Origin of the sequence: Pseudomonas sp. 2995-1 (assembly GCF_002742505.1) — a bacterium.
In the GTDB taxonomy this organism is placed as follows: Bacteria; Pseudomonadota; Gammaproteobacteria; order Pseudomonadales; family Pseudomonadaceae; genus Aquipseudomonas; species Aquipseudomonas sivasensis.
In genome coordinates this window covers 646,622-659,270 of sequence record NZ_LJSA01000332.1, presented here as the reverse complement: position 1 = coordinate 659,270, position 12,649 = coordinate 646,622, and the positions used below count along the sequence as shown (strand labels likewise).

The 12,649-nt window shown below is 55.8% G+C and carries 11 protein-coding genes; 6 read left to right on the top strand and 5 right to left on the bottom strand.

The annotated features are described in order from the left end of the window. Together gmhB and AOA61_RS11980 are read left to right on the top strand one after the other, a co-directional pair. Entirely contained in the window at positions 1-537 is a 537-nt protein-coding gene (gene gmhB, locus AOA61_RS11985; protein WP_012721458.1) for a D-glycero-beta-D-manno-heptose 1,7-bisphosphate 7-phosphatase, read from the top strand. A gap of 82 nt (positions 538-619) precedes the next feature. Continuing rightward, positions 620-1,390, top strand: a complete 771-nt coding sequence (locus AOA61_RS11980; protein ID WP_032885145.1) for a 1-acyl-sn-glycerol-3-phosphate acyltransferase — start codon at positions 620-622, stop codon at positions 1,388-1,390. Positions 1,391-1,569: 179 nt separating this feature from the next. Here AOA61_RS11980 and AOA61_RS11975 read toward each other — a convergent pair whose 3' ends face one another. Next, on the bottom strand, positions 1,570-3,852 hold the full coding sequence (locus AOA61_RS11975) for a CHASE2 domain-containing protein (protein ID WP_099601809.1): 2,283 nt from the start codon (positions 3,850-3,852) through the stop codon (positions 1,570-1,572). A 379-nt stretch (positions 3,853-4,231) separates the two neighbouring features. Between AOA61_RS11975 and AOA61_RS11970 the strand changes: the two genes are divergently transcribed. Next, positions 4,232-4,954: a response regulator transcription factor gene (locus AOA61_RS11970; RefSeq protein WP_032885147.1), complete on the top strand. Its 723-nt coding sequence runs from the start codon at positions 4,232-4,234 to the stop codon at positions 4,952-4,954. Positions 4,955-5,058: 104 nt separating this feature from the next. Here AOA61_RS11970 and gyrB read toward each other — a convergent pair whose 3' ends face one another. From gyrB to dnaA, 4 genes are read right to left on the bottom strand one after another with little or no spacing between them, the layout of a single operon-like run. After that, positions 5,059-7,476 carry a DNA topoisomerase (ATP-hydrolyzing) subunit B gene (gyrB, locus tag AOA61_RS11965; protein WP_032885149.1) on the bottom strand — a complete coding sequence of 806 codons (2,418 nt, stop codon included), beginning with the start codon at positions 7,474-7,476 and terminating at the stop codon, positions 5,059-5,061. Between the two features lie 4 nt (positions 7,477-7,480). Beyond that, a complete protein-coding gene (gene recF / locus AOA61_RS11960; protein WP_012721452.1) occupies positions 7,481-8,584 on the bottom strand; it encodes a DNA replication/repair protein RecF in 1,104 nt (367 codons plus the stop codon). Between the two features lie 20 nt (positions 8,585-8,604). Further along, on the bottom strand, positions 8,605-9,708 hold the full coding sequence (gene dnaN / locus AOA61_RS11955) for a DNA polymerase III subunit beta (RefSeq protein WP_005783345.1): 1,104 nt from the start codon (positions 9,706-9,708) through the stop codon (positions 8,605-8,607). Positions 9,709-9,746: 38 nt separating this feature from the next. Next, positions 9,747-11,267 (bottom strand): chromosomal replication initiator protein DnaA, encoded by a 1,521-nt coding sequence (gene dnaA, locus AOA61_RS11950; protein WP_032885151.1) that lies wholly within the window; start codon positions 11,265-11,267, stop codon positions 9,747-9,749. Positions 11,268-11,853: 586 nt separating this feature from the next. Between dnaA and rpmH the strand changes: the two genes are divergently transcribed. From rpmH to yidD, 3 genes are read left to right on the top strand one after another with little or no spacing between them, the layout of a single operon-like run. Continuing rightward, positions 11,854-11,988 (top strand): 50S ribosomal protein L34, encoded by a 135-nt coding sequence (gene rpmH, locus AOA61_RS11945; RefSeq protein ID WP_003213577.1) that lies wholly within the window; start codon positions 11,854-11,856, stop codon positions 11,986-11,988. A 16-nt stretch (positions 11,989-12,004) separates the two neighbouring features. Beyond that, positions 12,005-12,409: a ribonuclease P protein component gene (rnpA, locus tag AOA61_RS11940; protein ID WP_218197349.1), complete on the top strand. Its 405-nt coding sequence runs from the start codon at positions 12,005-12,007 to the stop codon at positions 12,407-12,409. After that, entirely contained in the window at positions 12,402-12,647 is a 246-nt protein-coding gene (yidD, locus tag AOA61_RS11935; RefSeq protein ID WP_010207715.1) for a membrane protein insertion efficiency factor YidD, read from the top strand. The genes rnpA and yidD overlap by 8 nt, the downstream gene beginning before the upstream one ends. The last annotated feature ends 2 nt before the right edge of the window (positions 12,648-12,649 follow it).

Here is a 12,649-nt window from a genome sequence, read left to right as displayed (position 1 = left end):
ATGTTGAAACTGCTGATTCTCGATCGGGACGGGGTGATCAACTACGACTCCGACGCTTACATCAAGTCGGTGGCGGAATGGATTCCACTGCCCGGTTCGATCGAGGCCATCGCGCAGTTGAGCAAAGCCGGCTGGACGGTGGCCATCGCCACCAACCAGTCCGGCATTGCCCGTGGCTATTACGACATCGCTACCCTGGACGCCATGCACGCGCGCTTGCGCACGCTGGTGGCGGAGCAGGGCGGTGAGGTGGGGCTGGTGGTTTACTGCCCTCACGGGCCGGATGAGGGCTGCGATTGCCGCAAACCCAAACCTGGCATGTTGAAAACCATTGCAGAACATTACAAGGTGCCCTTGGCTGGGATATGGTTCGTCGGGGACAGCCTCGGTGACCTGGAGGCGGCCAAAGCCGTCGACTCTCAGCCAGTTTTGGTAAAGACCGGGAAAGGCGAAAAGACCCAGGCGAAAAACCTGCCGGTAGGCACCTTGATTTTTGACGATCTGGCGGCGGTTGCCGCAGAACTTATCAACAACTAGCCGCCCTCGACTTCCTGACCAAGGACTGTTCGGGAGTGCGCTTTTAACAGGCGGGCCCTGTCCCGCAACGGTAAATGCCGCCATGTCGATTTTGCAGGCCATCAGAACCTTTTTCTTTTACCTGCTGCTGGGCACCAGTTCGTTTCTCTGGTGCACCCTGAGCTTTTTTATTGCGCCGTTCCTGCCGTTCAAGGCGCGCTATCGCTTTATCAACGTCTATTGGTGCCGCTGCGCGTTGTGGCTGACCAAGGTGTTCCTGAACATTCGTTTCGAGGTCAAGGGCGCGGAAAACGTACCGGACCAGCCGTGCGTGATTTTGTCGAATCACCAGAGCACCTGGGAGACCTTCTTTCTCTCGGCTTACTTCTCGCCATTGAGCCAAGTGCTCAAGCGTGAGCTGCTGTACGTGCCGTTCTTCGGCTGGGCCATGGCCATGTTGCGCCCGATTGCTATCGACCGTGACAACCCCAAGGCAGCGCTCAAGCATGTCGCCAAGAAGGGCGATGAGCTGCTCAAAGACGGCGTGTGGGTGCTGATCTTTCCGGAAGGAACACGAGTCCCCTTTGGGACCGTAGGCAAGTTCTCCCGTGGCGGTACAGCATTGGCGGTCAACGCCAACCTGCCAGTGTTGCCGATTGCACATAACGCCGGCAGGTTCTGGCCGAAGACCGGTTGGGCAAAACGCGAGGGCACCATCACGGTGGTGATTGGCGAGCCAATGTACGCAGAAGGCGAAGGCCCACGCGCTATTGCAGCGCTGAATGAGCGCGCCCAGGCGTGGAATGAGGCACAGCAGCGGGCCATGGGTTCTCTACCGCCGGAGCCAGTTGTTGTGGATACGCCGATGATATGAGGATCTGTGGATAACCTGTGTACGGTTTGTTGGCGAATCAGCTTTTTTGAGTCATAAGAAGCTGATTTACTTACATATTTCCAGAGCCGATAAAATCTCGAAAAACGTGCATAAGTTTTTTCCGCATAAAAAAACCGGTCCTTGTGACCGGTTTTTTATGCACAGCAGAAAAGGACGTTTTAACAGTCTTCCAGCAAGGGCAATTGCAGTCTGAATGTGGTGCCTTTGCCTAGGGTGCTTTCACATTCGATACGTCCTCCATGGCGCTCCACGACTGCCTTGACCATGGTGAGCCCTAGCCCCAACCCTTCGCTGCCTTGGGCTGAATCAAAGCGTTTGTACTGGCTGAACAGCTCCGGTAAATCCTTGGAGGCTATCCCGGGGCCCTGGTCGCTGATAAGGCATTCCAACCAACCTTGTTCGCTGCTGTGTCTCAACCGGACGGTGGTGCCGGATGGCGAGTACTTGATCGCGTTCTCCAGCACATTGAATAACGCGCGAGTGAGTAGGGACTGATCGGCTGACACCATCCCTTCATCCGCCTCTTCAAGATCGTGGACCAGGTGAATACCTTTGAGCTGGGCGATCAGTGCTACCTGGTCAAAAGCATCCATTACCAGCATGGCAAACAGCGTCGGTTGGAAGTGGTAACCATCGGCCTCCGCTTTCGCCAACTGGACGAAGGATTCAGTCAGGCTCAAGGCTCGGCGTACTTGCTGCTCAATCTGAGAAAATACTGGCGACTCGGCGTTGTGCACGTCGAGCAGCGCGAGGATCGCCGAGTGCGGTGCACGCAGATCATGGGAAAGGAAACGCAGCATGGTTTCCCGGTGCTGCTGGGCCTCGCGCTCTTTGCTCAGGTCTGTGAGGCTTAGCAACCAACCCAGCGCCACATCCCCTTCGGCAGGTAGTAAAGGAGCAAGCTCCATGCGCAGGCTGCGTTGGTGAATATCACGGAACTCAACAAGCTCCAACGCAGAAAGGGCAGGGCGCACGCCGTTGTGCAGGGGTGGATAACCCAGATCAACCAATTGGTCCAATAGGTTTTGGTTGACCAGATCGCTGCCGAACACTTCGCGGGCAATGCGATTGGCCAGCAGGATATTGCCTTGTGTGTCTGTGATCAGCGTCGCCACCGGCAGGCACTCCAGCCCATCGGCCATAAAGCGTCGTGTGTCCCTTGTACGGCTTACCGCTTGCTCCAGGGCAAAGATGCGCCCCTGCAACACATCACCTTTGCTGGCAGGCGCACGTCGGCGCTCGGGCAGAACTTTGGGTTCGTCATCCAATCGGGCCAACTCCCAGCCAAAGTACGCCAGGATCACGCTGAGACGTCGCCAGTTCCAGATCAGGTAGCTGAGCAGCAATCCGATCAGGCAGGCCGCAGGCGACCACCAGTAGCCGATACGCAATAGGGCAAATGAGCCGAGCAAAGCCGTGAACATACAACCAAGGGTCATCCACAGTGCAAAGCGTGGGCGGTAGAGCAGCAGCCCCAGTAGTGCCGCCACCAGGGATGTTGCCATCAGGGCAGCCACCCAGTCGGGCAAGTCCACAATGCTGCGACCTTGCAGCAATCCATTGAGCACGTTGGCCTGAATCTCCACGCCCGCCGTGGTTCCCACCATGGGTGAGAGCGGCGTGACATAGCGATCACCCATTCCCGATGCTGGCGCTCCTACCAGAATCAGGCGATTGCGCAGTCGCTCGGGGGAGACTTCTCCACGTAATACGCTGACATAAGAGACGCTTGGAAAATGGCTGTCGGGGGCGATATACGGGATGCGAACTGCATACTCTCGATGCCAATCCTGGGAATTCGAATCCACAGGCTCACCTGGCATCTCTGAAGGCTGGCCGCTCATCGTGAACGCCAACCACGCCAACTGAGGTGCCGTCGCATTGGGTGGGCCCTCACGTAAATAAAGGCTGCGCACCACGCCATCGCTGTCAGCCTCCACGTTGATATGCCCAACCCCCTTGGCACATTTGAGCAGCGGCCGCATTTGTACTCTGGGTGGGCTATAACTGGCAGAGTCGTCACGCCCCAAGGGCAACAGTACGTTGCCGGCGTTGCACACCGCATCTGCCAAACGTTTTTCTTGGAGGGGATCGGCGGGATCGCTGAAGATTACATCCAACAGAATGCTGGCGGGTTGTGCAGCGCTCAGACGATCGATCAGGTCGGCGTGCAAACTAGGGGGCCAAGGCCACTGGCCGAGCTTCTTCAGGCTGGCGTCATCGATAGTAACCAGCAGGATACGAGGATCCACCGGCAGCGGTGTTAGACGGCGAAGGCTGTCATACAGCGGGTTGTTCAAAGCCAGGCCAGTACTCATTGAGAGGTAGGCTGTGATCGGCAACAACAGCAAACCGATCCACAACCACTCACGAACCAGACCGTGGAACAGCCGTTGGGCATGGGTGGGTTGACGTTTTTCGGCCTTGCCCCAGAGCATCATTGATCAGCGTGTCCCTGTTGTTGGCATGCGGTAGAAGGTGGCATAGCGCCCAGTGAAGCTCATTTTTGACGCGGTGGAAAAGTTTTACTGCTTGGGACTCGTAAAGGTGGGAATTCCAAAGGGCATCCACTATCAGGGCACAGGAGTTTACGACAGCGCACGCGTCGGCTGATCCTTTTCCTTAACGCTTGGAGCCGGTATCTTTCCCACGTAGGTACCGAGGACTTTAACTGGGTTAATCACTTATTGATCCCAGCGTACCGAGAGATCCAAGGGGCCGACGAATCTGCGCACAATTCTTCAGATTCGACGGCCGGCATCTGTGCAGTACGTGCGTTCACTACGGCTGCAGTACTCTTCGAGAAGAAAGGACCCACCCATGCGTGTCGCAATACTGGATGACGAACCCGCTGAATTGAGACGGGTGGAACAGACACTGCGACAAATCCCCAGCACCGCCGAACAGCCCTGGACCCTTCATTGCTTCGAGCGTGGCGAAGACCTGCTGCGTCAATTGCGTCGGGAAACCTTTGACCTGCTGATACTCGACTGGCAACTGCCCGATATCACTGGCATCGCATTGCTGCGCTGGACCCGTGAACACATGGAGTCCCCACCCGCCGTGATCATGCTCACTAGCCGCGATGCTGAAAGCGATATCGTCACCGCGTTGAACAGTGGCGCCGATGATTACGTCAGCAAACCCTTTCGCCCCAATGAACTGAAGGCTCGGGTGACCGCCGTTCTACGTCGCCATGGTCTGCAGAAGCCGGCGACCCAGGAAGTACAGAGCTTCAATGATCTGACCTTTGACGACGCCGAATTGACCGTCACTCGTGCGGGAAAACCGATCAACCTCACCGAGCGGGAATACCGCTTGGCGAGCTGCTTGTTCGCCAACCTGGCCCGGCCACTGTCCCGCGAGTACCTCTATGAGCGGTTCTGGACCCATGAAGAAATGGTGTCATCGAGACCCTTGGATACGCATATCTATCGGTTGCGTAACAAGCTGGGGCTTACTGCTGACAGGGGTTGGCAGCTGTTGACGATCTATGGGTATGGGTACCGGTTGGAGAGTGTGGCGACAGCTTCCCATGGGTGAAAACGGTGATGTTCCACGTGGAGCATTTTTAGAAAAACTGATTTTCACGTAATAAAAAAGGCCAACGCATAGCGTTGGCCTTTTTTCTGTGGGTCTCGCCTGGATCAGAAATCCAGGTTAGACACTGCCAGAGCATTACTCTCGATGAAGTCACGGCGAGGCTCGACCGCATCACCCATCAGGGTGTTGAAGATCTGGTCTGCCCCAATGGCGTCTTCAATGGTCACGCGCAGCATGCGACGCTGAGCAGGGTCCATGGTGGTTTCCCACAATTGATCAGGGTTCATCTCACCCAAACCTTTGTATCGCTGGATGGTGTGGCGCTTGGTGCTTTCTGCCATCAACCAGTCCAGGGCCTCTTTGAACTCCTTGACTGCTTTCTTACGCTCGCCACGCTGAATGTAGGCGCCGTCGTCCAGCAGGGTGCTTAGTTGCGCGCCCAAGGTGACCACAGTTTTGTAGTCATTGCTGCCGAAGAAGTCGCGGTTGAAGGTGACGTAGTTCGACAGACCATGGGAGATCAGTTCGACCTCTGGCAGCCATACGTTACGTTCACGGTCTTCACGCAGACTGGCTTTGTACACCAGGCCAGATTTCTCCACAGTGCGCAGACGTACTTCGTACTGGGCCAGCCACTCCTGCATCGCTGCATGATCGCCCAACTGCTCCAGGCTCACGGCCGGCAGATAGATGAAGTGTTCGGTCAGTTCCTGTGGGTACAGGCGCGACAGCCGCTTGAGGGTCTTCATCACCATGCGGAAATCGTTAACCAGACGCTCCAACGCCTCACCGGAAATACCCGGTGCTTCGTCGTTCAAGTGCAGGCTCGCATCTTCCAGAGCCGACTGCGTCATGTACTCTTCCATGGCGTCGTCGTCTTTGATGTATTGCTCTTGCTTACCCTTTTTCACTTTGTACAAAGGTGGCTGGGCGATGTAGATGTAGCCACGCTCGATCAGCTCCGGCAACTGACGGAAGAAGAAAGTCAGCAGCAGAGTACGGATGTGAGAGCCGTCGACGTCAGCATCGGTCATGATGATGATGTTGTGATAGCGCAGCTTATCGATGTTGTACTCGTCGCGACCGATACCGCAGCCCAACGCAGTGATCAAGGTGCCAACTTCCTGGGAGGAAATCATCTTGTCGAAGCGAGCTTTCTCTACGTTAAGGATCTTACCCTTCAACGGCAGGATGGCCTGGGTGCGACGGTTACGACCCTGCTTGGCGGAACCGCCAGCAGAGTCACCTTCCACCAGGTACAGTTCAGAGAGGGCAGGGTCTTTTTCCTGGCAGTCAGCCAGTTTGCCCGGCAAGCCGGCGATATCCAACGCGCCTTTACGACGGGTCATCTCGCGAGCCTTACGCGCGGCTTCCCGGGCACGCGCAGCATCGATCATCTTACCGACGACCAGCTTGGCTTCGTTCGGATTCTCCAGCAGGAAGTCCGAGAAGTATTTACCCATTTCCTGTTCAACGGCTGTCTTCACTTCGGAAGACACCAGCTTGTCTTTAGTCTGGGAACTAAACTTAGGATCCGGCACTTTCACTGAGATAATCGCGGTCAGACCTTCACGCGCATCGTCACCGGTGGTGGCAACTTTATGCTTCTTCGCCAGGCCTTCGGCTTCGATGTAGGTGTTCAGGTTACGCGTCAGCGCGGAACGGAAACCCACCAAGTGAGTGCCGCCATCGCGCTGGGGAATATTGTTGGTGAAGCACAACAGGTTCTCGTTGAAGCTGTCGTTCCACTGCAGGGCGATTTCCACGCCGATGCCGTCATCGCGCTGAATGTTGAAGTGAAACACCTGGTTGACCGCAGTCTTGTTGGTGTTCAGGTATTCAACGAATGCACGCAGACCACCTTCGTACTTGAACAGCTCTTCCTTGCCGCTGCGCTCGTCCTTAAGGACGATACCCACACCGGAGTTGAGGAAGGAGAGTTCGCGAATACGCTTGGCCAGAATGTCCCAGCTGAAGTGGATATTCTTGAATGTTTCATCGGACGGCTTGAAATGAATCTGAGTACCGGTGGTTTCACTGTCGCCAACGATTTTCATCGGCTCCTGTGGAACACCGTGGACGTAGGTCTGTTCCCAGATCTTTCCGCTACGGCGAACGGTCAGGATCAGCTCTTCGGACAGAGCATTCACTACCGATACACCCACACCGTGCAAACCGCCAGATACTTTATAGGAGTTATCGTCGAACTTACCGCCGGCGTGGAGCACGGTCATGATGACCTCTGCTGCCGAAACACCTTCTTCTTTGTGCACATCTACCGGAATGCCACGACCGTTGTCGCGCACGGTGATGGATTCGTCCGGGTGGATGATGATGCTGATGTCGTCGCAGTGACCGGCCAAAGCTTCGTCGATGGAGTTGTCGACCACCTCGAACACCATGTGGTGCAGACCGCTACCGTCATCAGTGTCGCCAATGTACATACCGGGACGTTTGCGTACGGCATCCAAACCTTTCAGCACTTTAATGCTGGTCGAGTCGTACGTGTTTTCTTCGCTCATGCCTTCACTCCCGATGGTCGTGGGTCTGGGTGATACGGCCTTGTTCCACGTGGAACAAAGCGACTGGCGTTTCCGTCTGCCAGCCTTCCCTCAATAATTCGTGGTCTACACAGGTGATAAAAACCTGGCAGCGTAATTCTTCCAACAAGCGGCATAACGCACGGCGATGTTGCTCGTCGAGTTCAGACGGCAAGTCATCCACCAGATAAATACACTGACCACGTCGGGCTTGGCTAACCAGATGACCCTGGGCGATACGCAGTGCACACACCACCAACTTCTGCTGGCCACGGGACAAGATGTCCGCAGCATTGTGTGCGCCTAATCTAAGACGCAAATCAGCCCGTTGGGGTCCGGCCTGGGTATGGCCAATTTGCTGATCCCGTTGCAGGGAAGTCGCGAGCACTGCACTCAGCTCACGCTCTTTATCCCAACCACGGTAGTAACTCAGCGTCAGCCCCTCGAGATCCAACAACTCACTCAAGGTCTGCTCAAAGACTGGTTTCAAGGCTTTGATATAGGCGCGGCGGTATTCATCTATTTCATCGCTGGCCAGGCACAATTCCCGGTCCCAGGCCGCTTGCGAAGCGGCGTCAAGTGTACCATGCCGCAGCCACGAGTTCCGCTGCCGCAGGGCCTTCTGCAGGCGCTGCCATGTGGCCATGAATCGTGGTTCCACGTGGAACACTCCCCAGTCGAGGAACTGCCTGCGGATTTTCGGCGCACCTTCCAGTAATCGGAAGCTGTCAGGGTTGATCAGTTGCAACGGCAGGATCTCTGCCAGTTGCGCAGCACTGCGAGCGTTTTGCCCGTCGATGCGAATCTGGAACTCACCGCCGCGATCACGAGAAATCCCCAGGCTGCTGTGGCCTCCTTCTGCCAGTTCGACTTGGCCAAAGACCGTGCAGGCCAGTTGTTCGTACTGAATCACCGGCAACAAGCGGGCACTGCGAAAGGAACGGGCAAGCCCTAGTAGGTGGATGGCTTCCAGCACGCTGGTTTTGCCACTACCGTTGGCGCCGTGGAGGATGTTGATGCGGGGGGAGGGGGAGAAGGTCACCGGGTGCAAATTGCGCACCGCGGTGACCGAGACGCGACTAAGGGACATCTAGCTTCTGCTGAGCATGATTACAGGCGCATCGGCATAACAACATAAGCCGAATCGTCGTTGTCGGATTCCTGCACCAGAGCGCTGCTGTTGGAGTCAGACAGGATCAGGCGAACCTGTTCAGTGGTCATCACACCCAACACGTCCAGCAAGTAGCTCACGTTGAAGCCGATTTCCAGGGAACCACCGTTGTAGTCAACGCCGACTTCTTCTTCCGCTTCTTCCTGCTCCGGGTTATTGGCCTGGATTTTTAACTGACCGTTGGCCAATTGCAGACGAATACCACGGTACTTTTCGTTGGACAGAATCGCGGTACGGCTGAACGCTTCACGCAGGGCCTGACGGTCACCGATTACCAACTTGTCACCACCTTTAGGCAGCACACGCTCGTAATCCGGGAATTTGCCGTCGACCAGCTTGGACGTGAACGTGAATTCGCCGGTGGTCGCGCGGATATGGTGCTGACCCAGTACGATGCTGACATTGCCATCCGGCTCGGTGAGCAGGCGTGCCAGTTCGAGAATACCCTTACGCGGAACAATCACCTGGTGACGATCAGGTTGACCGATATCGGCGCGCATCGAGCACATCGCCAGACGGTGACCGTCGGTGGCCACGGCGCGGATGATGCCTTCCGACACTTCCAGCAACATGCCGTTGAGGTAGTAACGCACGTCTTGCTGGGCCATGGCGAAGCTGGTGCGTTCGATAAGACGGCGCAGTTTACTTTGCTCAAGGCTGCAGGTCAGTGAGCCTGGGCCTTCTTCCACAGTCGGGAAATCATTGGCCGGCAAAGTGGACAGCGTGAAACGACTGCGACCCGCCTTGACCACCAACTTCTGCTCATCAACCTTAATGTCGATCAGCGCGTCGTTCGGCAGACTCTTGCAGATGTCCATCAGCTTACGCGCTGGCACAGTAATCTCGCCAGGCTCTGCAGGCTCTTCCAGCTGCACGCGGCCAACCAATTCGACTTCCAGGTCGGTACCAGTCAGGGACAACTGCTGGCCTTCGACAACCAGCAATACGTTGGAGAGCACCGGCAAGGTCTGTCGGCGCTCGACGACGCCTGCGACCAGTTGCAGGGGTTTCAACAGGGCTTCGCGTTGAATGGTGAAATGCATGGTCTAGTCCCTTGCCTTAATAAGCTGCGCTGGTGTCATCAAGTGGTCAGTGTACGCAGCAGGTTCTTGTAGTCCTCGCGAATATCCGCGTCGGATTCCTTAAGTTCGTTGATCTTGCGGCATGCGTGCAAGACTGTGGTGTGGTCGCGACCACCAAACACATCGCCGATTTCCGGCAGGCTATGGTTGGTCAACTCCTTAGAGAGGGCCATGGCCACTTGTCGCGGACGAGCCACCGAGCGAGAACGGCGCTTGGACAGCAGGTCGGAAATCTTGATCTTGTAGTACTCGGCCACGGTGCGCTGGATGTTATCCACACTCACCAGTTTGTCCTGCAGTGCCAGCAAGTCTTTCAAGGATTCGCGAATCAGCTCGATGGTGATGTCGCGCCCCATAAAGTGCGAGTGTGCGATGACTCGCTTGAGCGCGCCTTCGAGTTCACGCACGTTGGAACGAATACGCTGTGCGATAAAGAAAGCAGCGTCGTGTGGCAGATCGACTTTTGCCTGATCGGCTTTTTTCATCAGAATCGCAACGCGGGTTTCCAGCTCCGGCGGCTCTACCGCAACGGTGAGGCCCCAGCCAAAGCGCGACTTCAAGCGTTCTTCCAGGCCTTCGATTTCCTTCGGATAACGGTCACTGGTCAAGATGACCTGTTGGCCGCCTTCGAGCAGGGCGTTGAAGGTATGGAAAAACTCTTCCTGTGAACGTTCCTTACGAGCAAAGAACTGAATGTCATCGATCAGCAAGGCGTCAACGGAACGGTAGAACCGCTTGAACTCGTTGATGGCATTTAGCTGCAAGGCCTTAACCATGTCCGCTACGAAGCGCTCCGAGTGCAGGTAAACGACCTTGGCATTCGGGTTCTTCTTTAATAGGTGGTTACCCACAGCATGCATCAAGTGAGTTTTACCCAAGCCCACGCCACCATAAAGGAAGAGCGGGTTGTAACCATGCTTGGGGTTATCCGCCACTTGCCAGGCCGCGGCGCGAGCCAGCTGGTTAGATTTACCTTCGACGAAATTCTCGAAGGTAAAGGTGCGGTTCAAGTAGCTGGTGTGCTTGAGCGCGCCTTCGACCTGTACGGTGCGCTGTTCGGCGCGAATCGGTGCCTGCTGCGAGCTGGCACCAGCCATGGGGTCAAAGCTGTCGCGAGACGGCTCTTCATTAATAGGTGCGTTTTTCTGTGACGCCGATTTGGAAGGCGTCTGGGCAACGGGAGCAGGCGAGTTATTAACAGGTGCCGCTGCGGCCTGAGCTTGAGAAGCGCTCGCCGCCAATGGCGCATTCGGCGCAGCGCGAGGCGCCGAGCTGCGTTTGCTGCCTATTAATAAGGAGAGCACAGGCGCAAGGCCATTGCCGTGTTCGTCGAGCAATTCGAGAACGCGGCTCAGGTACTTCTCGTTGACCCAGTCGAGAACAAAACGATTAGGTGCGTAGACACGCAACTCGTCGCCTTCGGCTTCGACCTGTAGCGGACGGATCCAGGTGTTGAATTGCTGGGCAGGCAGCTCATCGCGCAAAAGCTCCACGCACTGCTGCCAAAGTTCCACTGACACGGATATCCCCTAAGTTGAAAGCCGGTGAGGCAAAAACAGCCGCCATTGTAGCGGCGAGCCGCCCACTTATCCACATGTAGGTTGCCCACAGGGCACCCAAAATCAATGTCTTATCCCGGAAAAAGCCGACCAGTGGTCTGTGCATAAGGTCTGTGGATAAGCGGCCCTGAGCTCGTTGTACAAGTGGGGGTGAAAGTCTGTGGGTAACTGGGCTGTGGATAACATGCCATTCCACACACAGCTTATCCGACAGCGCAGCACAGGCAGAGCACCGCTTCTCCCCCATGTTTTCATCCTCTGTACATCAAGTGGAATATGGCCTCAAGGTAGTTATCCACAGAGGATGGTCTGCCTAGCTTTTATAAGCTTTACAGAAAAGCTTTAAATAACTTCCTTCTTTATTTTTATATCTATGACATTGCTCATGGAAGCCAGGCGGATAGAAAAGGGGGTTTTACCCGATAGAGATCTAATTGAAGGAAAAGCTGGTTGGAAATTGACCTAGAGGCTTGCTTTCTCTAGAATCGCCGGTCTCTTAAAACGGGGGCCATTCCGGCCCGTTGTGGACGAACCAGGTAACAACGCCATGAAACGTACTTTCCAACCAAGCACCATCAAACGCGCCCGTACTCACGGCTTCCGTGCTCGCATGGCTACCAAGAACGGCCGTGCTGTCCTGTCGCGTCGCCGCGCCAAAGGTCGTGCGCGTCTGGCAGTTTGATAATCCGGTACTGGTGGTGAGTCAGGACTTCAGTCGGGAAAAGCGTCTGCTAACACCCCGGCACTTCAAGGCAGTCTTTGACTCCCCCACCGGCAAGGTTCCGTGGAAAAATCTCCTGCTCCTTGCGCGTAACAACGATCTTGATCACCCCCGTCTCGGGTTGGTGATTGGCAAGAAGAGCGTAAAGCTCTCCGTTGAGCGCAATCGCCTCAAGCGTCTGATGCGCGAATCGTTTCGCCTCCACCAGGACACTCTGGTTGGTTGGGATATTGTTATCGTCGCGCGCAAAGGCTTGGGGGATGTAGAAAACCCCGAATTGATTCAGCATTTCGGCAAGCTCTGGAAACGTCTGGCGCGTACCAACAAACCAGCACCAGCAGTCAGCACCGAAACTGTAGGGGTAGACAGTACCAATGCGTAAACTGGCACTCGTTCCGATCCAGTTTTATCGCTATGCCATTAGTCCTCTGATGGCCAGTCACTGTCGTTTCTACCCCAGTTGTTCCTGCTACGCGTTAGAAGCCATAGAAAATCATGGTCTTCTGCGCGGTGGCTGGCTGACCTTTCGTCGTTTAGGTCGCTGTCATCCGTGGAATCCCGGTGGTTATGACCCGGTTCCACCTATCCCTACCTCCCGTTCTTCTTCGATGGCCGAGTAATC

Excerpts from the sequence above, each read along its gene's own strand:
- gmhB (WP_012721458.1), top strand. The coding sequence starts at position 1 with ATGTTGAAACTGCTGATTCTCGATCGGGACGGGGTGATCAACTACGAC.
- AOA61_RS11980 (WP_032885145.1), top strand. The coding sequence starts at position 620 with ATGTCGATTTTGCAGGCCATCAGAACCTTTTTCTTTTACCTGCTGCTG.
- AOA61_RS11975 (WP_099601809.1), bottom strand. The coding sequence starts at position 3,852 with ATGATGCTCTGGGGCAAGGCCGAAAAACGTCAACCCACCCATGCCCAA.
- AOA61_RS11970 (WP_032885147.1), top strand. The coding sequence starts at position 4,232 with ATGCGTGTCGCAATACTGGATGACGAACCCGCTGAATTGAGACGGGTG.
- gyrB (WP_032885149.1), bottom strand. The coding sequence starts at position 7,476 with ATGAGCGAAGAAAACACGTACGACTCGACCAGCATTAAAGTGCTGAAA.
- recF (WP_012721452.1), bottom strand. The coding sequence starts at position 8,584 with ATGTCCCTTAGTCGCGTCTCGGTCACCGCGGTGCGCAATTTGCACCCG.
- dnaN (WP_005783345.1), bottom strand. The coding sequence starts at position 9,708 with ATGCATTTCACCATTCAACGCGAAGCCCTGTTGAAACCCCTGCAACTG.
- rpmH (WP_003213577.1), top strand. The coding sequence starts at position 11,854 with ATGAAACGTACTTTCCAACCAAGCACCATCAAACGCGCCCGTACTCAC.
- yidD (WP_010207715.1), top strand. The coding sequence starts at position 12,402 with ATGCGTAAACTGGCACTCGTTCCGATCCAGTTTTATCGCTATGCCATT.